Annotated in this window: 19 protein-coding genes; 3 read left to right on the top strand and 16 right to left on the bottom strand. The window is 66.3% G+C overall.

Features of this window, described 5'->3' with window-relative positions:
* Positions 1 to 76: 76 nt before the first annotated feature.
* Complete coding sequence (locus tag LOC60_RS11985) at positions 77 to 1354, bottom strand: MFS transporter (protein WP_230025397.1); 1278 nt, start codon at positions 1352 to 1354, stop codon at positions 77 to 79.
* Positions 1351 to 2256 (bottom strand): DUF4031 domain-containing protein, encoded by a 906-nt coding sequence (locus tag LOC60_RS11980; protein ID WP_230025619.1) that lies wholly within the window; start codon positions 2254 to 2256, stop codon positions 1351 to 1353. The genes LOC60_RS11985 and LOC60_RS11980 overlap by 4 nt, the downstream gene beginning before the upstream one ends.
* 176 nt (positions 2257 to 2432) lie before the next feature.
* Here LOC60_RS11980 and LOC60_RS11975 point away from each other — a divergent pair, with 176 nt between their 5' ends.
* Together LOC60_RS11975 and LOC60_RS11970 are read left to right on the top strand one after the other, a co-directional pair.
* Positions 2433 to 3545 (top strand): WD40/YVTN/BNR-like repeat-containing protein, encoded by a 1113-nt coding sequence (locus tag LOC60_RS11975; protein WP_230025618.1) that lies wholly within the window; start codon positions 2433 to 2435, stop codon positions 3543 to 3545.
* Positions 3523 to 3873, top strand: a complete 351-nt coding sequence (locus LOC60_RS11970) for a MoaD/ThiS family protein (RefSeq protein WP_230025396.1) — start codon at positions 3523 to 3525, stop codon at positions 3871 to 3873. Before LOC60_RS11975 ends, LOC60_RS11970 begins: the two co-directional genes overlap by 23 nt.
* A 141-nt stretch (positions 3874 to 4014) precedes the next feature.
* On the opposite strand, the gene LOC60_RS11965 is transcribed toward LOC60_RS11970, so the two are convergent.
* The gene (locus LOC60_RS11965; protein ID WP_230025395.1) at positions 4015 to 4809 is read right to left on the bottom strand and encodes a LysM peptidoglycan-binding domain-containing protein; all 795 of its coding nucleotides are present in this window, start codon (positions 4807 to 4809) and stop codon (positions 4015 to 4017) included.
* A 671-nt stretch (positions 4810 to 5480) separates the two neighbouring features.
* Here LOC60_RS11965 and LOC60_RS11960 point away from each other — a divergent pair.
* Positions 5481 to 7478 (top strand): APC family permease, encoded by a 1998-nt coding sequence (locus LOC60_RS11960; RefSeq protein WP_230025393.1) that lies wholly within the window; start codon positions 5481 to 5483, stop codon positions 7476 to 7478.
* A gap of 27 nt (positions 7479 to 7505) precedes the next feature.
* Here the strand turns inward: LOC60_RS11960 and LOC60_RS11955 are convergent, their stop codons facing one another.
* The 13 genes from LOC60_RS11955 to LOC60_RS11895 form a co-directional block, all read right to left on the bottom strand.
* Positions 7506 to 8126 (bottom strand): cell division protein CrgA, encoded by a 621-nt coding sequence (locus tag LOC60_RS11955; RefSeq protein WP_230025392.1) that lies wholly within the window; start codon positions 8124 to 8126, stop codon positions 7506 to 7508.
* Positions 8127 to 8201: 75 nt separating this feature from the next.
* Entirely contained in the window at positions 8202 to 9584 is a 1383-nt protein-coding gene (gene dnaB / locus LOC60_RS11950; protein ID WP_229951200.1) for a replicative DNA helicase, read from the bottom strand.
* 573 nt (positions 9585 to 10157) lie between these two features.
* On the bottom strand, positions 10158 to 10607 hold the full coding sequence (gene rplI / locus LOC60_RS11945; RefSeq protein ID WP_230025391.1) for a 50S ribosomal protein L9: 450 nt from the start codon (positions 10605 to 10607) through the stop codon (positions 10158 to 10160).
* Positions 10608 to 10625: 18 nt separating this feature from the next.
* Entirely contained in the window at positions 10626 to 10865 is a 240-nt protein-coding gene (gene rpsR / locus LOC60_RS11940) for a 30S ribosomal protein S18 (RefSeq protein WP_005273147.1), read from the bottom strand.
* 149 nt (positions 10866 to 11014) lie between these two features.
* Positions 11015 to 11581, bottom strand: coding sequence for a single-stranded DNA-binding protein (locus tag LOC60_RS11935; protein ID WP_230025390.1), 567 nt, complete (start codon positions 11579 to 11581; stop codon positions 11015 to 11017).
* A gap of 34 nt (positions 11582 to 11615) precedes the next feature.
* Positions 11616 to 11966 carry a 30S ribosomal protein S6 gene (rpsF, locus tag LOC60_RS11930; protein ID WP_227920298.1) on the bottom strand — a complete coding sequence of 117 codons (351 nt, stop codon included), beginning with the start codon at positions 11964 to 11966 and terminating at the stop codon, positions 11616 to 11618.
* A gap of 233 nt (positions 11967 to 12199) precedes the next feature.
* The gene (locus LOC60_RS11925; protein ID WP_230025389.1) at positions 12200 to 13480 is read right to left on the bottom strand and encodes a M18 family aminopeptidase; all 1281 of its coding nucleotides are present in this window, start codon (positions 13478 to 13480) and stop codon (positions 12200 to 12202) included.
* Between the two features lie 168 nt (positions 13481 to 13648).
* Positions 13649 to 14653: an ABC transporter permease subunit gene (locus tag LOC60_RS11920; RefSeq protein ID WP_230025388.1), complete on the bottom strand. Its 1005-nt coding sequence runs from the start codon at positions 14651 to 14653 to the stop codon at positions 13649 to 13651.
* Between the two features lie 4 nt (positions 14654 to 14657).
* The gene (locus LOC60_RS11915; RefSeq protein WP_230025386.1) at positions 14658 to 15611 is read right to left on the bottom strand and encodes an ABC transporter ATP-binding protein; all 954 of its coding nucleotides are present in this window, start codon (positions 15609 to 15611) and stop codon (positions 14658 to 14660) included.
* 103 nt (positions 15612 to 15714) lie between these two features.
* Complete coding sequence (locus LOC60_RS11910; RefSeq protein ID WP_230025385.1) at positions 15715 to 16656, bottom strand: ABC transporter ATP-binding protein; 942 nt, start codon at positions 16654 to 16656, stop codon at positions 15715 to 15717.
* A gap of 22 nt (positions 16657 to 16678) precedes the next feature.
* The gene (locus LOC60_RS11905; RefSeq protein ID WP_230025384.1) at positions 16679 to 17521 is read right to left on the bottom strand and encodes an ABC transporter permease; all 843 of its coding nucleotides are present in this window, start codon (positions 17519 to 17521) and stop codon (positions 16679 to 16681) included.
* A complete protein-coding gene (locus LOC60_RS11900) occupies positions 17518 to 18525 on the bottom strand; it encodes an ATP-binding cassette domain-containing protein (RefSeq protein ID WP_230025383.1) in 1008 nt (335 codons plus the stop codon). Before LOC60_RS11900 ends, LOC60_RS11905 begins: the two co-directional genes overlap by 4 nt.
* 66 nt (positions 18526 to 18591) lie before the next feature.
* A complete protein-coding gene (locus LOC60_RS11895; RefSeq protein WP_230025382.1) occupies positions 18592 to 19782 on the bottom strand; it encodes an MFS transporter in 1191 nt (396 codons plus the stop codon).
* Positions 19783 to 19789 lie beyond the last annotated feature (7 nt).

Raw genomic sequence — 19789 nt, 5'->3', positions numbered from 1 at the left:
GAATCGAAAGTGCAGCACTTACGGGTTTTCGCCTGAAAACCCGTAACTACTGCACTGTCGATGTCGCCAACGGTAACTACTGCACTTTCGATGGTTTCGGCTCTACGTCACCGGTGCGCAGGACCAGGACGGCTACCAGCGCAGCCGCCAGCAGCAGCCCGCCCACAAACAGCACCAGCGACGGCCACCCGCCCTGCTGGAAGCAGTAGCCGCCGGCCCAGCCCAGCAGGCTGGACCCGGTGTAATAGAAGAGGTTGTACAGCGAGGAGGCCTGCGCCCGTCCCTCCCGGGCCAGCAAAGGAGTCCAGCCGGACGCGATTGAGTGCGCTGCGAAGAAACCGGCAGTGAAGACCAGCAGGCCGGCCACAACGGCAGGCAGGTTTTCGGCCAGGGTCAGGACCAGGCCGGCGGCCATCGCGGCGATGGACAGCAGCAGCACCGGCTTCCGTCCGCCGCGAAGCCGGGCCGCCAGCGTCCCGGCCGCCCGGGAGGACCAGGTGCCGGCCAGATACGCGAGGAACAACGCGCTGGCGACGCCCTGGGGCAGGCCGAAGGGCGCAGCGCCCAGCCGGAAGCCCAGGTAGTTATAGACCGCCACGAAGCCGCCCATCAACAGGAAGCCCTGCAGATACAGTGCCAGCAGCCGCGGGCTGCGGAGATTGGACGCCAGCCGGGCAGCCAGGCCGTGTCCCGGAGCGGCCCGGCGCACGGGCGCGAAACCGTGCTGGCGGGGTGCGGTGAGCATAAAAACGACAGCGGCACCGGCGGCCAGGAGGCTCACTGCGGCCACGCCCACCCGCCAGTTCACCAGTTCACCCAGCGGTGCCGCCAGGATCCGGCCGGCGAGGCCGCCGACGGTGGTGCCCGAAACGTAGGTTCCGGCAGCAACGGCGGCATGCAGCCGGCTGACCTCCTCGCTGAGGTAGGCCAGGGCCACGGCCGGGATTCCGCCCAGTGCCGCACCCTCGAGGAAGCGCAGGCCCAGCAGCACCGGCAGGCTCGGACTCAGGGGAACGGCAAGGCCCAGCACCACCGCGGCGAGGATCGCCAGCCGCATGACCGGCAGCCGCCCGAACCGGTCCGCTGCGGCGGACCACGGAATCACGGTGACGGCGAGCCCCAGGGTGGCTGCGGAAACCGTCAGCGCGGCCGAGGAGGCGGAAATCCCCAGGTCGGCGGCAAGTTCCGGCAGGACGCCCTGCAGGGAATACAGCTGGGCGAAGGTCGCCACGCCGGCGGCAGCCAGCCCCACCAGGACACCGCGGTAACCGCTGCTGCCGCGCCGATGCCCGGCGAATTGCCCGGACTGCCCGGAGTGCCCGCTGACCCCCGGTGCCGGGTTGGGCACGCTCATTGCCCCTCCGCTGCCGTGGATGTCTCCTCCGCCGGCGCCCCCGCGAGCTCGGCGGCCAGGTTGCGGCGGGCCTGTTCCTCCCAGAGCCGCCGTCCGGCAGGCGTTCGATAGAGCGGGTCGGCGGCGGCAAGCTGCTGGACCACGCGCCGTCGTCCGGCCTTGAACTCTTCGGTCGAAAGGTGCGCGTACTCGGCGCGTACCGCCTGCAGATAGTCGGCATAACCGGCTGGCGGGCGGGCCAGCACGGCCAGGTCCGCGTCCGTGAGCAGCGCCCCGGGAATGTCCTCCGCGGCAGGATCGTGGGCGGCGGTCAGGCGGACCAGCCGTGCACACTCCGCGGCCACCGCGGCAGCCACGCCGGCGCCCGGCAGCAGCTGCTCGGCGAGCCGGGCCGAGGCTTCCTCGTCCGCACCGGGCCGGCCGGTGTACACCGCGTCGTGGAACCACGCGGCAAGGGCTACGGGGCGGGGGATGTCGCCGCCGGTAAGCAGGTCCAGTGCCTCAAGGACCTGCAGCAGGTGCCTGCGGTCGTGGTAGCGGCGGTGCGGCTCGTTCCAGTGCTCCAGGAGGCGGTCACCCAGCTCGGGAGTGCCGGGCAGCAGCCGGTTCCACCGGTGGCGGAGCGGAGCAGCGAGCGCAGAAGGGCGTTCCCGTGCCGGAATCCGCAGCCCGCTGGAAATCAGGATGCGGACCAGGTCCCCGCAGCTGACCGGCACCGCACCGCGGGCCACGAGCGCGTCGTAGCGTTCCTGCGGCACGTCGTAGTGGTCGCCGTCGAAGGCCCGGTCCGAGATACCGGCGGCCCGGGTGAACGCGTGCAGCTCGTCCAGGCCCTCGTTGGACACCAGGTGCGAGAAGAGGGTGTTGTGCGCCGGCCACATCGGCGGATCGATGTAGATCATGGACGCCGGACTTCCGGCCGCAGCAGCAGCATCTTTTATGTCTATCGCACCCGGGACCGGAATTTCCATGCGGCGGCCGCATCCGCCGCGCCGCGGGGCGGCCGGTCTTTGCGGAAACCCTTGTCCAGGCGGCCCCCCGGTGCTGGAATAACCGCATGGATGCCGTGCCCAAGGCCATGCCCGCTGCCGAACCTGCCGCCGGACGCCACGGCGTCGCCACCGTCCTCGCCATCGGAACCCGCAAGGGGCTGTGGCTGGCAACGAGCTCCGACCGCCGCAACTGGGAGCTGCGCGGACCCGAATTCCCCATGACCGAGGTCCCGTCCCTGGCGTTCGATGCCCGCAGCGGGACGCCGCGCCTGCTGGCCGGGGTGCGGTCCGAATGGTGGGGCACCAATGTGGCAATCTCGGATGATCTGGGACGGACCTGGCAGGAACCCGAGCAGGCGGCCATCGCCTTCCCCGAGGACACCGGGGCCTCGCTGGAGCGTATCTGGCAGCTGGCGCCGGACAGCACGGACCGGCCGGGCGTTGTCTGGGCAGGCTGCGAGCCGATCTCCGTGTTCCGGTCCGAAGACGGCGGCAAGCACTTCGAACTGGTGCGGGGACTGTGGGACCATCCGCACCGCACCCAGTGGGGCGCCGGCTACGGCGGCCCGGCTGCGCACACAGTCCTGCCGAGCCCGAGCGACGACTCCGTCCACGTGGCGATCAGCAGCGGCGGGGTTTACCGCTCGGATGACCGCGGCGGCACCTGGGATGCCTTCAACTCCGGCATCATCGCGGATTTCATGCCGGAGAAATACCCGGAATTCGGGCAATGCGTGCACAAGGTGGCCAGGGACGCCGGCAACCCGCAGCGGCTGTACGCCCAGAACCACGGCGGGGTGTACCGCAGCGACGACGGCGGCGGGCAGTGGCTGTCGATTGCGGACGGCCTGCCGGCGGATTTCGGCTTTGTGATGCTTGCCCATCCCACCCGACCGGACATGATCTGGACCATTCCGCTCGGTTCGGCCGGGGAACGCAATCCGCCGCAGGGCCGCCCTGCGGTCTACCGCAGCGTCGACGCCGGCGGCAGCTGGGAACGGTTTGACGCCGGCTTGCCGGCCTACGACTTCAATGCCGTGCTCCGTGACGCGGCCGATGTGGACGACGCCGATCCCGCCGGTATCTACTTCGGCACCCGCGGGGGCGAGGTCTACGCCAGCGCCGACGAGGGCGAATCCTTCACCCTGGTGGCCGCCAATCTTCCGGATGTGCTCTGTGTCCGCGCAGTTGCGGCCTGACGCTCCCGGGCGCACCGACGTCGAACTGCTGCTGCCCGCGGCACTGGCCGACGTCGTCGACGGCCGGCGCCTGTTGTCGCTTCGTCCCGGTGCCGAACCCGGCCGCAGGGACGCCGGGGCCGCGGAGAGCACTGTCGCCGACGTCCTGGCGCTCCTGCAGGCGGACTACCCGGGCGTGTACCGCCGGGTCTGCGACGAGACCGGCAATCTCCGCCGCTATGTGAACCTTTATCTGGACGGCGAGGACATCCGGGACCTGGACGGGATGTCCACCGTCCTGCCGGACCGTGCGGAGCTCCTGGTACTCCAGTCGATCGCCGGCGGTTGAGGGGCGCGGAGGCGATTAAACGGGGGCCCGGCATGGGCTTAAACAACAGCATGGGCTTAAACGCGGACGGGCGCTTCCACCCTCGGTGGAAACGCCCGTTCTGCTTGATATCCGCGGAAAAGCGGAGTCAGCGTGCCGTGATTAGGCCGGCAGCTGCAGGGACTGACCGGCGAAGATCAGGTCCGGGTTGGAAACGGTGTCCAGGTTGGCGTTGTACAGCGCCTGCCAGCCACCCTGGATGCCCAGCTTCTCGGCGATGCCGGACAGGGTGTCGCCAGGCTGGATCAGGTAGGTCTCGCCGGACAGGGCCGGGGCCGGAGTCTGAACCGGAGCCACGGTCTCAACGGGGATGCTCGTCGGAGCAACCTCGACCGGAGCCGGCGCAACGTAGGTCTGGACCGGAGCCTGCTCAACAACCGGAGCCGGCTCAACAACCGGAGCCGGCTCAACAACCGGGGCGGGCTCAACAACCGGAGCCTGCTCAACCACCGGGGCGGGCTCAACAACCGGAGCCTGCTCAACCACCGGGGCGGGCTCAGCAACCGGAGCAGCCTGGGCGGCCTGGGGGTTGGCGGTGGCGCCGGTCAGGCCCAGCTTGGCGGTGCAGGCAGGCCAGGCGCCGGGGCCCTGCTCGGCCAGGACACGCTCGGCTACGGCAATCTGCTGCTCACGGGTGGCATCGGCAGCATTGGCTGCGTACTCGGTGCCGCCGAAGCCGGCCCAGGTGCTCGGCTGGAACTGCAGCCCGCCGGAGAAGCCGTTGCCGGTGTTGATAGCCCAGTTTCCACCGCTTTCGCACTGTGCCAGCGCGTCCCAGTCCATGGAGGCGGCGTTGGCCGGGGCGGCCATGCCGACGAGGCCGGCAGCACCAGCACCGGTGATGGCGGCGGTAGCCAGGCCGCGGCGTACGATACGACGGATCTTCTGGTTCTTCATAAGTCTTTTGCTCCCACGGGTTCCACCTGCGCTCGTCCCGTCCCCGGGCGTCTGCACGCCGTCGCCTTCCCCAAGTTGATAGAGGTCTTCGTCAATGCCACGCAGCGGCGACGCACAGTGGACGCGTGACATCATGATTTTCTGGTTTGAGGCCGCACCAGAATTGGTGCCGGCCGCCGCCGACTTCGATTCAGTCAGCGGTCCAGCCCTCGACCGGGGCCTTAATCAAGGTAGGGGAGCTCTTTGTCGAGATCAAATCGATATCAAGTCTGCATGAATCGTTATCCATCCCGGATCCGCGCCAGCAAGCGCGAGAAGTACAATCCAATGCCGTTTTTGTAGACTTCGTCACAGGGTGGTTTTAGGGGGGTCCGGCCCGCTTTTTTATGCCCCGGATCACCTTTTATGCGTGATGAGAGTCACATAAAGCAGGATCAGGCGCCCTAAAAGGGGTACCGGTATTCGATTAGTCTCCATTTCGGCAATATGCAGTGGCGAAGGACACCCGGAAACCGGCCCCGCGGTGGCATCTCCGACGATTGTGCCCACCGACACGACAGTGCCCCCGATACCCGCCGCAGACAGCCGCTGCCGGCGGCGGCTGTCGGGCCGGAGCAGGCGTAATTTCCGGTTCTGGACAGTGGCGCTGGCCGGGTCTAACGTTGGACCTCGTGCTCACATTCATCAATGCGCTCAAGCGCATTCTGGTCGGGCGTCCTTACGGCAACGAACGGCTCTCGCACACACTCCTTCCCAAGCGGATCGCGCTCCCGGTTTTCGCCTCGGACGCCCTCTCGTCTGCCGCCTACGCACCCGACGAGATCCTCCTTACCCTGGCCCTGGCCGGCGTTGCCGCCGTGACCCTCTCACCCTGGGTAGGGCTGGCCGTAATTGTCGTGCTGCTCACCGTGGTGGCCTCCTACCGGCAGAACGTACACGCTTATCCGTCCGGCGGCGGAGATTATGAAATTGCGAGCACCAATCTGGGCAAGCCGGCCGGGCTGACCGTCGCCTCCGCACTGCTGGTGGACTACGTGCTCACCGTGGCCGTATCCATGTCCTCGGCGGCGTCCTATCTGGTAACGGCCATTCCCGCACTGCACGGGACCCAGGCCACCATCGGCGTGATCGGCGTGGCCGTGCTGGTTCTGGTGAACCTCCGCGGCATCCGGGAAGCCGGCGCCCTGTTCGCGGTACCCACCTACATCTTCATGGCGTCCGTGCTGGGCATGTGCCTCACCGGCTTCATCCAATTCCTGACCGGAACCCTGCGGCAGGCACCGTCGGCCTCCTTTGAACTGGTGCGGGAATCCGGTTTCGACGAGGGGCTCGTCGGACTTGCCGGCGTGCTCCTGCTGCTGCGCGCCTTCTCCTCCGGCGCCGCCGCACTCACGGGTGTCGAAGCCATCAGCAACGGCGTACCGACATTCCGCAAACCCAAAAGCGCCAACGCAGCCACCACCCTGCTGCTTCTGGGCCTCATTTCCGCGGCCATGATCGGCGGCATCATCGCCATGGCCAACCTCACCAAGGTCCACGTAGCGCAGGACCCGGCCACCCAACTGACGGCCAACGGTTCCCCCGTCGGTGACGCCTACGTGCAGCATCCGGTGATCAGCCAGCTGGCGGAAACCATCTTCGGCGGCGGCAGCATCGCCTTCTACCTTGTGGTCGCCGCTACCGGCCTGATCCTGGTTTTTGCCTCCAACACCGCATTCAACGGTTTCCCTGTGCTCGCCTCGATCCTGGCCAAGGACGGGTTCCTTCCGCGCCAGATGCGCACGCGCGGAGACCGTCTGGCCTTCAGCAACGGCATCATTTCCCTGGGCCTGGGCGCCCTGGTGCTCATTGTGGCCTTCGACGCGGATGTCACGAAGCTGATCCAGCTCTACATTGTCGGGGTCTTCGTCTCCTTCACCGCCAGCCAGCTGGGCATGATCCGGCACTGGACGGGCAAGCTGCGCACCGAGCGGGACAAGGACGTACGACGGCGGATGCAGCGGTCCCGGGCGATCAACTCCATCGGTTTCGGGATGACGGCCCTGGTGCTGGTCATCGTCATCATCACCAAATTCACCCACGGCGCCTATATTGCCCTGCTGGCCATGGCCGCGCTGTACGTCATCATGTACAGCATCCGCGTCCACTACGACACGGTTGCCCGCGAGCTGGCGCTCAGCGAAGACGATAACGGGTTGGCCCTGCCGTCCCGGGTCAACGCGGTGATCCTGATTTCCCAGGTCCACAAACCGGCACTGCGCGCGATTGCCTATGCGCGGGCCTCCCGCCCCTCGAGCCTGAACGCGATCATCGTGGATCTCGATCCGGAGGACACCCGCCGCACGCTGGCCGACTGGGAGCGGCTGCAGATTCCGGTGCCCCTGACCGTCCTCTCGTCGCCGTACCGGGAGACCATCTCCCCCGTGCTGGCCTACCTGCGCGATGCCCGGCGCAACGCGCCGCGGGAACTGTTCGTGGTCTATATTCCGGAATACGTGGTGGGCCGCTGGTGGGAGCAGCTGGTGCACAACCAGACGGCCCTGCGCATCAAGGCCCGGCTGCACTTCGAACCGGCAATCATGGTCGCATCCGTGCCGTGGCAGCTGGCCTCCAGCCATGATGCGCACGGGGAGCCGGCCGGCGGCCCGGGTGCCTCAAGCCGGGGCTAAAACCCTCCGGCGGCGCCGCTGCCGCGGTTACTGTCCGCCGCGCCCGGCCAGGATTGACCGGTAGGCGTACTCGGTCAGCCGGCCGTCCTGCACGGCCTGCTCCACGGCCGCAAAGGAGCGCGGGCCGGCGTCGTTGCTGTACGGGAAGTGGATGAGCTCTGCAATGAGCTCCCATTCCTCGGTGATGGAGTCGATGAGATCACCGGGGGTCTCATCAGCGGACGGGCCCCCGCCCAGGACCGTCCACGCGTCGTCGGGCACCCGGTAGGCCTGCAGCCGGTCCAGGTCCGCCTCGAGTGCTTCAAGCGAGTCGTACTCGGTCTGCGCCACGACCGGAACGGAACCGTCCGGTGTCGCCAGCTGGCTGACGAAGGTGCTCTCCGAGGACGGATAGATGGAAGTCGGTACCGGCTCGCCTTCCTCCAGGTAGGCGGGCAGCTGGGAAGGCATCCAGTACCAGGCGTCGCCCTGGTCCGGTCCGCCGGGCTGGTCCCGCTCACTGATCCAGCCGCGCGCGCTCAGCAGCGCCTCCGCCTCATCGCTGAAGTAGGCGGTTTCGCCGCGCAGCAGGGCATTGACTTCATGCTCCGCGCGGCGGGCCTGCTTCTTTTTGGAGACGGCCTTCTTGCGGGGCTTGGACTTGGGCATGGCGGATCTCCTGCGGCGGTGGGGGGAAGCGGTGGGCGGTAAGCGGTGTAGGCGGGGACGAGGGCCGGACGGCGGCTAGAAGCCGCTGCCGCCCTCAACCGCCATGTTCGAGAAGCGGGAGTAGTGGCCCTGGAACCCCACCACGATGGTTTTGGTGGGGCCGTTACGGTGCTTGGCCACAATGACGTCGGCCTCGCCGGCGCGCGGCGATTCCTTGTCGTAGATGTCCTCGCGGTGCAGCAGGATGACCATATCCGCATCCTGCTCGATGGAGCCCGATTCACGAAGGTCGGAGACCATCGGTTTCTTGTCGGTACGCTGCTCCGAACCACGGTTCAGCTGCGACAACGCGATCACGGGTACTTCCAGTTCCTTGGCCAGTAGCTTCAGCGCACGTGAGAACTCGGAAACTTCCTGCTGGCGGGATTCAACGCGCTTGCCCGAGGACATCAGCTGCAGGTAGTCCAGCACCACGAGCTTGAGGTCATGGCGCTGCTTCAGGCGACGGCACTTGGCCCGGATTTCCATCAGGGACATGTTCGGGCTGTCGTCAATAAACAGCGGCGCGTCATTCATCCGGCCCATTGTGGTGGCGATCTTGCCCCACTGCTCGTCCTTGATGGTGCCCTTGCGCAGGTCCTGGAGGCCGATGGTCGCTTCCGCAGAGAGCAGGCGCATGGCGATCTCGTTGCGGCCCATTTCCAGCGAGAAGAAAACGGTGGTCATGTTGTTCTTGATGGCCGCGGAGCGGGCGAAGTCCAGTGCGAAGGTGGACTTGCCGACGGCGGGGCGGGCGGCGATGACGATCATCTGGCCCGGGTGCAGGCCCTGCGTGAGCTCGTCGAGCTCGTAGAAGCCTGTGGGGACGCCGGTCATGCCCTCGCCGCGGTGCCCGGCCGATTCAATCTCGTCCACCGTGCCCTCGATGATGTCCTTCAGGGGCACGTAGTCTTCCGCGGTGCGGCGCTCGGCCACCGCGTAGATCTCGGCCTGGGCGGCGTTGACAATGTCATCCACCTCCATGCCCTCGTTGGAGTAGCCCAGCTGGACAATCTTGGTGCCGGCGCCGACGAGGCGGCGGAGAACGGCCCGCTCGCGCACGATTTCGGCATAGAAGCCGGCGTTGGCTGCGGTGGGAACGGACTGGATCAGCTCGTGCAGGTAGGCCGGGCCGCCGATGCGGCCAATCTCGCCGCGCTTGGTGAGTTCATCCGAAACGGTGACGGCGTCCGCCGGTTCCCCACGGCCGTAGAGATCGATGATGGCTTCATAGATGGCCTCATGCGCCGGACGGTAGAAGTCGAGGCCGCGCAGGACCTCCACGCAGTCTGCAATGGCGTCCTTGGAGAGCATCATGCCGCCAAGCACCGATTGTTCGGCGACAAGATCCTGGGGCGGTGTCCTCGCGAAGTCCGGACTTGATGTTGAGGCCGGGGAGTCCGTATGCGTGAGCGACACTGTGACCCTTTCCATAAAGGCTAAGACGTTTCGATCCCTGCCCTGCCGGAGGGCTTGTCTATCTCTATCAGCCCGCACTGTCTTTCGGCCGGAACGGCGGCGTCAGTGCTGGCGGATCCTCCGGCGGGCATGCGTCTGAAGAAGGGATTCACCGCAACCGTATGCCCCCTAAGCCCTGCCGACAAACGAGTTATCCACAGGTCCTGTGGACAGTCTGTGTATAACGCGGCGTGTCTTGTGCACAGGCTGGGTATAAGCATGTGGATAAATCTGGATTATTTCCACAAATGTGGCTCTGACTAGGGCAAACGCTTGTCCACACCTGTGTAAACAAACTATTTTTCCGCCACGCCCGGCAGTTAAGCCCATGTTGACAGGAGCTTCAATCACGCCTATGCGTGCCCAAATCCACAACTATCCCCCGTGATATCCACAACTGCGGGACCCGGCCTGTGGATTTCCCGGCACGACGGATCCGGCGGGCCTCACAGGTGCCCTCCACAGCGGCTCCGGGACGCAAAAACACCCCCCGGCCCGAAGGCCGAGGGGTGTTCCGTGCGTCTGCGTCAGACGTTAGCCTGCAACGACCTCGAGGTCGATGACGGCTGCAACATCGTTGTGCAGGCGGACGTTGGCCTGGAAGGAACCAACCGACTTGATGTGCGTCGGGAGTTCAACCTTGCGCTTGTCGATGGCGCCGAGACCGGCGGCTTCGACAGCGGCGGCAACGTCGCCGGGCTTGACGGTACCGAAGAGGCGTCCGGACTCGCCGGCCTTGACAGTCAGCTTGACCGGCTTGGCGGAGAGGGCAGCAGCCTGCTTCTGAGCATCTTCCAGGGAAGCGTGCTCGCGGGCAGCGCGGGCAGCCTTGATGGACTCAACCTGCTTCTCGCCACCCTTCGTCCAGGTCAGAGCGAAGCCGCGGGGCAGGAGGTAGTTACGTGCGTAACCGTCCTTAACCTCGAGGACGTCGCCGGCAGCGCCGAGACCGGTTACTTCGTGGGTCAGAATGATCTTTGCCATGAGTTAGGTTCCTTTCCTTTAGCCGCGGCCAGCGCCGGAGTAAGGCAGGAGAGCAACTTCGCGGGCATTCTTGATTGCCTGGGCGATCTTGCGCTGTTCCTGCACGGTGACGCCAGTTACGCGACGAGCGCGGATCTTTCCGCGGTCGGAAATGAACTTGCGCAGCAATGCTACGTCCTTGTAGTCGATGACGGTGACGTCAGCGGCCTTCAAGGGATTGGACTTTGGTTTGGGCTTGCGAAGTTCAGCCTTAGCCATCGTGGAGCTCCTTATGTCTAGTGGAGCCCGTGGATACATTTCCACGGGATGGGCTCGACGGCGGTTGCCGTCTGAGGATGGCGCCCGAAGGCGCCGGGTGAAGGGCCGCTTCTCCCGAAAGGGGGTTGCCGCTCTTCGGATGAAGAGGTTTAGAAGGGCGGATCGTTCGAATCCGGACCGCTGCCCCATCCACCGGAGTTGCCGCCCGCAGGGGCGCCCCAGGGATCGTCAGCCGGTGCGGACTGCGCGGGCTGCTGCTGGCCGCCGCCCCAACCGGAGTTGGAGTTGCCGCCGAAGCCGCCACCGCTGCCGCCGTTGTTGCCGCCGAAGCCGCCGCCGCCACCGCCGGAGCGCTGGGTGCGGGTGACCTTGGCAGAGGCATAACGCAGCGAGGGGCCGATTTCGTCGACCTCAAGCTCCATCACGGTGCGCTTTTCGCCCTCTTTGGTTTCGTACGAACGCGACTTCAGGCGGCCCTGGCAAACTACGCGGGTTCCCTTGGTGAGGGACTCGGCGACGTTTTCAGCAGCTTCACGCCAGACAGACGCGCGGAGGAACAGCGTTTCGCCGTCCTTCCACTCGTTGGACTGACGGTCGAAGGTCCGCGGGGTCGAGGCAATGGTGAAGTTCGCCACTGCCGAACCGGACGGAGTGAACCGCAGTTCCGGGTCGTTGGTTAGGTTACCGACGACGGTGATTGTTGTCTCGCCTGCCATGAAAGCCTCCTGATATCAGTACGGGTTGCCGAAATTATTCTGCGGAAACCTTTGCAGCGTCCTTAGCGGCCTTCTTGGCATCCTTCTTCGAGATCTTCTGCTCTTCCGGGCGGATGATCTTGGTGCGCATGATGGTCTCGTTAAGGCTCAGCTGGCGATCAAGCTCGGCTGCTGCTGCAGGCGTACCGGTGAAGTTAACCACCGCGTAGATGCCTTCAGTCTTTTTCTGGATTTCGTAGGCCAGTCGACGACGGCCCCAGATGTCTACCTTGTCGATGGTTCCACCATCGTTGCGGACAACATTGAGGAACTTGTCGAGCGAAGGCTCGACGGTACGCTCTTCGACCTCGGGGTCGATGATTACCATCAGTTCATAAGCACGCATTTGTGAACCCACCTCCTTTGGGCTATACGGTCACGGCATTTCCGTAACAGGAGGTTCTTTTGCGTTGTCTCCCCCTCGGCATGCAGCTGATCCGCAGCGGGGGGAATCTGCCGACCTAAGCCGACAGCACAGACTTTCTTATCCTATCCGATTTCCCGGACCGGGATTGACACGCCGGGACCTGCCGGTGCTTTGCGGATGCTTGGCGGATGCCTAGCCGGTGCCTTGCCGGGTCAAGCCGCCCCGCCCGCGAAAAACAGCTGCGCCACTGCTGCCAGGCGCCGGGGATCCTCCACACCCGCCATTTCCCGGGCCGAGTGCATCGACAGAACGGGGATTCCGACGTCGACGGTCCGGATCCCGAGCCGGGTTGCGGTCAGGGGACCGATGGTGGACCCGCAGGGGACGGAGTTGTGGGAGACGAACTCCTGGAACGGCACACCGGCGGCGGCGCAGAGACCCGCCCAACGGGCCGTACCGGGCGCATCGGTGCTGTATCGCTGGTTGGCGTTGATCTTCAGCAGCGGTCCGCCGTTGAGCACCGGATGGTTGGCCGGATCGTGGCGTTCCGCGTAGTTGGGGTGGACGGCGTGCCCAACATCCGCGGAAATGCAGAAGGAGGCGGCCAGCCCCCGCGCGCGGTCCGCCGTCGTCGCGCCCAGCCCGTCGCTGATCCGCAGCAGGATGTCTTCGAGGAACGGCCCGGCTGCTCCCGACCGGCTCCCGCTGCCCACCTCTTCATGGTCGAAGGCAGCGAGCACGGCAACGGGCGCGGTGGGCGCGACGTCGGCCGCGATCAGGGCGACGACGCCGGCGTGGACGGAGGAGAGGTTGTCCAGCCGTCCCGAGGCGAAGAACTCGCCCTCGGCGCCGAAGACCTGCGGGGCCTGGGTGTCGGCGGCAACAATGTCGTAACCGCCGATCTCCTCCGGCGCCAGGCCGGCCTTCTCTGCCAGCAGCGCCACGAGGTCGGAGGTGGACGGGTCGCCCAGTCCCCATACCGGGTTCATGTGCTGCTGCTTGTCCAGTTTCAGGCCTTCATTCACGGCCCGGTCCAGGTGGATCGCCAGCTGGGGGAAGCGCATCAGCGGTCCGGTCTCCACGAGCCGCTCCTCACCATCCAGGGTGACCATGCGCCCGGCAAGCTGCAGCTCGCGGTCCAGCCAGGAGTTCAGCAGCGGGCCGCCGTACACTTCGACGCCGGCCTGCAGCCAGCCGAGCCGACCGGTGGTGGGGCGGGGCTTGAGCTTGAAGGACGGGGAATCGGTGTGGGTGCCCAGGATCGAAAAACCGGTGGCAGGGCCGGCGGCTTCGGGAGTGACCCAGGCGATGAACGCGCCGTCGCGCACCACGAAGAACTTTCCGGCCGAGCGGGGGAAGTCCCCGGTCTCGAGTACTTCGGTGAATCCCGCTTCCGTTAGGCGGCGCGCACCCTCGCGCGCGGCGTGGAAGCTGGAGGGTGAGGCGCTGACAAACGCGCCGAGGTCATTTACGTGGGCCAATGCGTTGGACATGCTCCGATTCAACCAGAGCGGCCGGTTCCCGCGTAACCGCGGCCGGTTCCGGGCGTAAAGAACCCCCGGGGCAGCAGACACCGGGGGTTGTGGAGGATTTGTTGTTGAGTCCGGTGAGGGCGGCGGCGGCCGTTCTTCCGCCGTCGCCCTCACCGAAGTATCGGTGCCCTACACGTCCCGCTTCTTGGTGACAACGATGGAGGTGATCAGCAGTACCGCGGCCCATGCCCCGAGGACCAGGCCGCCCTGCAGCTGGGTGAGGTCCCCTTCCGCTGTGGTTCCGGCCATTACCAGCTGTGCTCCGGCGTTGCTCGGCAGGAAACGTGCGGCGTCCGAAATCCAGTCCCCCAGGTTCTGCAGGATGGTCGCCACCAGGGGCAGGACGAAGATGACACCGATGGCGGTCACCACGCCGCCCGCAGTATTGCGGAGCAGCGTTCCGATACCCATGGAGAACACGGCCAGCAGCGCCAGGAACGTGCCGGTGTTAAGGATGCTGGCCAGCACGCCGTCGTCGCCCAGCGACAGGCTGAGATCTGCGCTGCCGAGGATCGGCCGGGCCACCAGGAACGAAATGAAGGCGGCACCGGCGCCGACGATGAAGGAAACGACGGCGATGATGAGGTTCTTGGCCAGCAGCGCCGGGGTCCGCTTCGGGACGGCGCTGAAGGTCGAGCGGATCATTCCGGTCCCCCATTCGGAAGCAACCAGCACCACGGCGAGGGATGCAATCAGCAACTGGCCGAACAAAACGCCGCTCGACGGCACTTCCCGGACCAGGCTGCTGGCCGCAGGAGGTCCGCCAGGAGAATCGTCGGCAGAATCGCCCGCCGCCCCGTCGGTCGGTACGCCGGCACCCTCCGTCGGGACGGCCGTCGGGACGGCGGCACCCGGGACCGCCGTCGGCGCCGCCTCGGCCGTGGCACCGGCGGACGGTGCGCTTTGGGTGGCGCGGTCCGCGGCTTCATTGGCCAGTTGAACGGTGCCCCAGGCGGCCCCTGCGGCAAGCCCCACCATCACCAGCACGGTGACGGCAAGCAGGATCACGGTGGAGGGCACCGTGGTGACCTTGATCCATTCGGATTTCAGGACGCGCAGGAAGCTCACGCCGGAACCCGTGGGGTCCGCCGGTGCCGACTCCGGCGGATTCTTGGATGTTGTAGCGGTACTCACGGTTCTACTTCCCCTTCCCGGAGGCAGTTCCCGCAGCGGCAAGCTCCTGCGGCCGGTCCTGGGACCGGTATTCAACGTCGTCCCGGGTCAGCTCCATGTACGCGTCCTCGAGGGACACCTGCAGGGGCGTCAGTTCGTACACAAGGATCTGCCGGTCCAATGCGGCCTCGGCGATTCTGCGCGGTTGGGCACCGGTGATTTCCAGGAGCCCGGTTTCCTTCTCGACGCCGGTGACTCCCGGTCCAGCCAGCGCCTCCAGCAGATCCCGCGGGCTGTCCGTGCGGACAAGGACCCGGACCTTTTTCTGGCCGGCAATGATTTCGGCGATCGGTGCATCGGCAATAATCCGTCCGCGGCCAATCACGATCAGGTGGTCCGCCGTCTGCGCCATTTCGCTCATGAGGTGCGAGGAAAGGAAAACGGTGCGGCCTTCCGCGGCAAGTTCCCGGGCCATATGGCGGACCCAGAGCACGCCTTCCGGGTCCAGCCCGTTAACCGGCTCGTCCAGGATGACGGTGGAGGGATCTCCCAGCAGGGCCGATGCAATTCCCAGCCGCTGCCCCATCCCCAGGGAGAAGCCGCCTACCCGCTTCTTCGCCACGGAGGTCAGGCCAGTAAGGTCAATGACCTCGTTCACCCGGTTGGCGGAAATGCCGTGGGTGGCTGCCATGGCCCGCAGGTGGTTATAGGCACTGCGCTTGGTGTGCACGGCCTTCGCGTCAAGCAGCGCCCCGACCTCACGGAGCGGGGCCTTGTGCCGGGCATAGGGTTTGCCGTTGACCAGCACCCGGCCGGAGGTCGGCCGGTCCAGGCCGACGATCATACGCATGGTGGTGGATTTGCCGGCTCCGTTGGGGCCGAGGAATCCGGTCACCTTGCCTGGCTGGACGGTAAAGGAAACGTCGTCGACGGCGGTTTTGTCGCCGTAGCGCTTCGAGAGGCCAACTGCCTCGATCATGGGTGGTCCTCACGTTGGGAAGCAAAATCCTGGGGGTCTACCTCCACCATAGGTGGCCTGAGCCGCCGCGGAACCGGTCCAAGGGATGAATCAGGGGTCACCCTTACGGATGATTAGGGGTTTCCTTACCGCCCTGCTCGATGCCCTGGGACTCGTACTCGACCTCACCGTGGGTCAGCTCCATGTACGCGTCCTCCAGGGACGTTGTCTGCGGGGTCAGTTCCGTGACCAGGATCCGCCGGGAGAGGGCGGCTTCGGCAATGCCGCGAGCGGAGAGCCCCAGGACTACGAGCTGGTCCGGTGCCAGCCGGCGCACTTCCACACCGTCTGAACCGATGGCAGCTGCCAGGGCGGCGGCGTCGTCGGACCGCACCAGGGAACGTTCCCGGCCGCCGCCGGCAATGACCTGTTCCATCGGGGCATCCGCCAGGATCCTGCCGCGGCCGATCACGATCAGGTGGTCGGCCGTGACGGCCATCTCGCTCATCAGGTGCGAGGAGATAAACACCGTTCGGCCCTCCGCGGCGAGGCCCCGGGCCAGGTGCCGGACCCACTGCACACCCTCGGGATCCAAACCGTTGACCGGTTCATCAAAAATCAATGTCCGGGGATCCCCCAGCAGTGCCACGGCAATGCCGAGCCGCTGGCCCATGCCCATGGAGAAACTGCCGACGCGTTTCTTCGCCACCGGGCCGAGGCCGGTCTGTTCAATGACCTGGTTGATGCGTTTCTTCCCAATGCCGTGCGTGGCGGCGAGCGCCCGAAGGTGGTTGTAAGCCGTCCGGCGGGGATGGACTGCCCTCGCCTCCAGCAGGGCCCCCACTTCCCGCAGGGGAGCCTTGTGGCTGGCATAAGGTGCCCCGTTAACCCTCACGCTGCCGGCCGTGGGCCGGTCCAGCCCCACGATCATGCGCATGGTGGTGGATTTGCCGGCGCCGTTCGGGCCCAGAAAGCCGGTGACCTTGCCCGGCTGGACGCTGAAGGTGATGCCGTCAACGGCGGTCTTGTCACCGAAACGTTTTGCCAGGCCGTGAGCTTCAATCATGGTGTGTCCTCAAGTTGCCCCGCTACCGGGAGCTGATCGACTCGAACTTCCGCACCGCCAGCGGAACGAAGACCACAAGCATCACGGCCGAGCCGATCAGCACGGTGGCAACGGCGTTCTGCATGGGCCACGTGTCCGGCACGGGAGCGCTGCCGAGGTTGCCGAACAACTCGCGTACGGCCTGCACCAGCGCCGAGACCGGGTTCCAGTCCGCGAAAGTCTGCAGCGGTCCGGGGAGGTTGGAGCTCTGCACGAACGCATTGGAAATGAAGGTGATGGGGAACAGGATCATGAAGGAGGCATTGTTGATCGTCTCCGGTGAGCGCACCGTCATCCCGAGCAGGGCCATCACCCAGCTGAAGGCGTAGGAGAACAGCAGCAGCAGCGCAAGGGCTGCCAGGAACCGTCCCGGCGTGGAGTTCACCCGCCAGCCCACCAGCAGGCCCGTGCCCATCATGATGAGCATGGAAATCCCGTTGAGTGCCAGGTCGGCGTTGGTTCTGCCGATCAGCACCGCGGACGGACTCATCGGCAGGGTCCGGAACCGGTCAATGATCCCCTCCTTCAGATCCTGTGCCATGGCGGAGCCGGAGAACGTGGACCCGAACACCACGGTCTGGGCAAAGATGCCCGCCATCAGGAACTGGGTGTAGTCGGTACCCGCCACGGCAATGGACCCGCCGTAGACCTGGCTGAACAAAAGCACGAACATAATCGGCTGCAGCACGGCGAAGATGATCATGTCCGGAGAACGCTTGATCTTGATCAGGTTCCGCTTGGTGACCGTCCAGCCGTCGCCGGCCCACCGTGCCGGCAGGCTTGGGGTGCCGGTCCGGATGCCGGTTGCTGATACTGCGGCACTCATCGGTGTGCCTCCTCTTTCTCCGTTTCGCTGTCCTCTTCGGCCGGCTTGCCGGTGAGCTGCAGGAAGACGTCGTCCAGGGTGGGGCGGCGGATGCCGGCGTCGTGCAGTTCGATGCTGCCCGCCTCCAGCTCGGACAGGATGCGCTGGAGCGCGGCGGGGCCGTCGACGACGGCGACTTCCAGCGTCCGGCCGTCGCCGGAAACGTGCGGGTCACCGGAACCGTGCCGGCCCAGGATGGACAGTGCCTCGTCAGCGTCCTCCTGGCGGTGCAGGGCCACCGCCACGCGGTGCCCGCCGATCTGCGCCTTCAGGTCATCCGAGGTGCCCTCGGCAATAACCTTCCCTTCGTCGATCACGGCCACCTTGTCCGCCAGCTGATCCGCTTCCTCCAGGTACTGGGTAGTCAGCAGCAGGGTGGTCCCCCGTGCCACGAGGTCGGTGATGACGCCCCACAGTGCGATCCGGGACCGCGGGTCAAGCCCCGTGGTCGGTTCATCCAGGAACAGGACCCGGGGTTGGTTCACCAGCGCGCCGGCGAGGTCCAGGCGGCGGCGCATACCGCCGGAATAGCCCTTGACCGGACGGTTGCCGGCATCGGACAGCTCGAACATGTCGATGAGTTCGATGGCCCGTTCCTTCGCGCGCCGGGCCGGCAAGTGGTACAGATGCCCCACCATGTCGAGGTTTTCTATCCCGGTGAGGTTTTCATCCACGGCGGAGTACTGGCCGGACACGCCAATGACGCGGCGTACTGCTTTGGGGTCGGTGAGAACGTTTATGCCGTCGATGACGGCTGTGCCCGAATCGGGCCGGATCAGGGTGGTGAGGACCTTGACGGCGGTCGTTTTCCCGGCCCCGTTGGGGCCCAGCAAAGCGGTCACCGTGCCTTCAGGGACAGCGATATCCAGTCCGTCCAGGGCATGCACTGGACCGGATTTCGAGGAGTAGACCTTGGTCAGCCCCTCGGCGGAAATCAACGGCGCGGACTGTGGTGAAAAGGACATGCGTCGAGGGTAGGACCGTGCGGGGTTCCCGCGCCCGCCTATTGCGGACAGGATCGGTCCGCAGCATTAAGCTGTTTCCGACACGGCCTTCCGCTCCCCCGCGGCCGGGGCGAAAACAATGGAAACCAGCATGGCCGCGCCCACCACCAGCAGCGCGTTGCGCACTCCCCAGTGCTCGCCCAGGAAACCAAGCACCGGCGGGCCGACGAAGAAGGCCATGTAACCGATGGTGGACACCACCGATACCCGGCCCGCAGCATGGACCGGATCTTCCCCGGCGGCGGACATGCCCATGGGGAAGCCCAGGGCCGCGCCGATCCCCCACAGCACGGCACCGAGCGCGGCCAGCGCCAGGTTCGGGGCGAACACGAAGAGCAGCAGGCCGGCGAGGGAGGCGCTCATGCACACCCGCAGCGCCGGGACGCGGCCCATCCGGTCGATCAGCCGGGCACCGAACCAGCGGGTCAGGGTCATGGCTGCCACGAAAATACCGAACATCACCGCCCCGGCGGACTCACTGGTGCCCAGTCCGTCCACGGTCGCCTTGGCCACCCAGTCATTTGCCGCACCTTCGGTGAGTGCGGCGCCCAGGACAACGACGCCGATCAGCAGCGTCCGCCCCTCCCGCCAGGCACCGAACCGGGACGGCTTAGCGGCCTCGTCGGCTCCGTGGGCTGCGGGGGCGTGCGGCAGCTGGAGGAAGTTCCGCGGCACTATCAGCACCGCCACGCAGACCACCGTCAGGATTCCCAGCAGATGCAGGGACAGCGAGATTCCCGCCCAGGAGAGCACCGCACCGATCATGGCGCCCACGAATGCCCCGCCGCTGAACGCGCCGTGGAACTTGGGCATGATCGTCCGGCCCACCCGGCGTTCGACGTCGGCCCCCTCCAGGTTCATGGCGACATCCCAGCCGGCGATGCCCACGCCGAACACCAGCAGCCCCGCGGCGGTCACGGGAATCGACCCCAGGTTCAGGCCGGCGGCGATGGCCAGGGACGCTGCCGACGTCGTAACTCCGCCGGCCCGCACCGTGCCGGCGGTGCCGATCCGCTGCGCCACCGAACCGGCCAGCGGCAGTGCCGCCACGGAGCCGATGGCGGAAAACAGCAGGAGCAGGCCGACCCCTGCGGCACCGATACCCAGGTCCTCCGCGGCGGCCGGAATGCGGGCAGCCCAGCTGGCGAACACCAGGCCGTTCAGGCCGAAAATCACGAAGACGGCAACGAGTGCTTTGTTCAAGGCTGTTTCGTTCACGCCAGTA

The organism is Arthrobacter sp. zg-Y769, assembly GCF_020907405.1.
In the GTDB taxonomy this organism is placed as follows: domain Bacteria; phylum Actinomycetota; class Actinomycetes; order Actinomycetales; family Micrococcaceae; genus Arthrobacter_B.
The sequence above is the reverse complement of the archived record's forward strand: the minus strand, read 5'-3'. Positions and strand labels throughout refer to the sequence as shown.

Bases quoted from the DNA above. Each gene is read 5' to 3' on its own strand.
- rpsF (WP_227920298.1), bottom strand. From the start codon at position 11,966: ATGCGTGCTTATGAACTGATGGTAATCATCGACCCCGAGGTCGAAGAG.
- LOC60_RS11915 (WP_230025386.1), bottom strand. From the start codon at position 15,611: ATGATCGAGGCAGTTGGCCTCTCGAAGCGCTACGGCGACAAAACCGCC.
- LOC60_RS11985 (WP_230025397.1), bottom strand. From the start codon at position 1,354: ATGAGCGTGCCCAACCCGGCACCGGGGGTCAGCGGGCACTCCGGGCAG.
- LOC60_RS11975 (WP_230025618.1), top strand. From the start codon at position 2,433: ATGCCCGCTGCCGAACCTGCCGCCGGACGCCACGGCGTCGCCACCGTC.
- LOC60_RS11980 (WP_230025619.1), bottom strand. From the start codon at position 2,256: ATGATCTACATCGATCCGCCGATGTGGCCGGCGCACAACACCCTCTTC.
- LOC60_RS11910 (WP_230025385.1), bottom strand. From the start codon at position 16,656: ATGATTGAAGCTCACGGCCTGGCAAAACGTTTCGGTGACAAGACCGCC.
- LOC60_RS11925 (WP_230025389.1), bottom strand. From the start codon at position 13,480: ATGTCCAACGCATTGGCCCACGTAAATGACCTCGGCGCGTTTGTCAGC.
- LOC60_RS11905 (WP_230025384.1), bottom strand. From the start codon at position 17,521: ATGAGTGCCGCAGTATCAGCAACCGGCATCCGGACCGGCACCCCAAGC.
- LOC60_RS11935 (WP_230025390.1), bottom strand. From the start codon at position 11,581: ATGGCAGGCGAGACAACAATCACCGTCGTCGGTAACCTAACCAACGAC.
- rplI (WP_230025391.1), bottom strand. From the start codon at position 10,607: ATGGCAAAGATCATTCTGACCCACGAAGTAACCGGTCTCGGCGCTGCC.
- LOC60_RS11900 (WP_230025383.1), bottom strand. From the start codon at position 18,525: ATGTCCTTTTCACCACAGTCCGCGCCGTTGATTTCCGCCGAGGGGCTG.
- rpsR (WP_005273147.1), bottom strand. From the start codon at position 10,865: ATGGCTAAGGCTGAACTTCGCAAGCCCAAACCAAAGTCCAATCCCTTG.
- LOC60_RS11955 (WP_230025392.1), bottom strand. From the start codon at position 8,126: ATGCCCAAGTCCAAGCCCCGCAAGAAGGCCGTCTCCAAAAAGAAGCAG.
- LOC60_RS11965 (WP_230025395.1), bottom strand. From the start codon at position 4,809: ATGAAGAACCAGAAGATCCGTCGTATCGTACGCCGCGGCCTGGCTACC.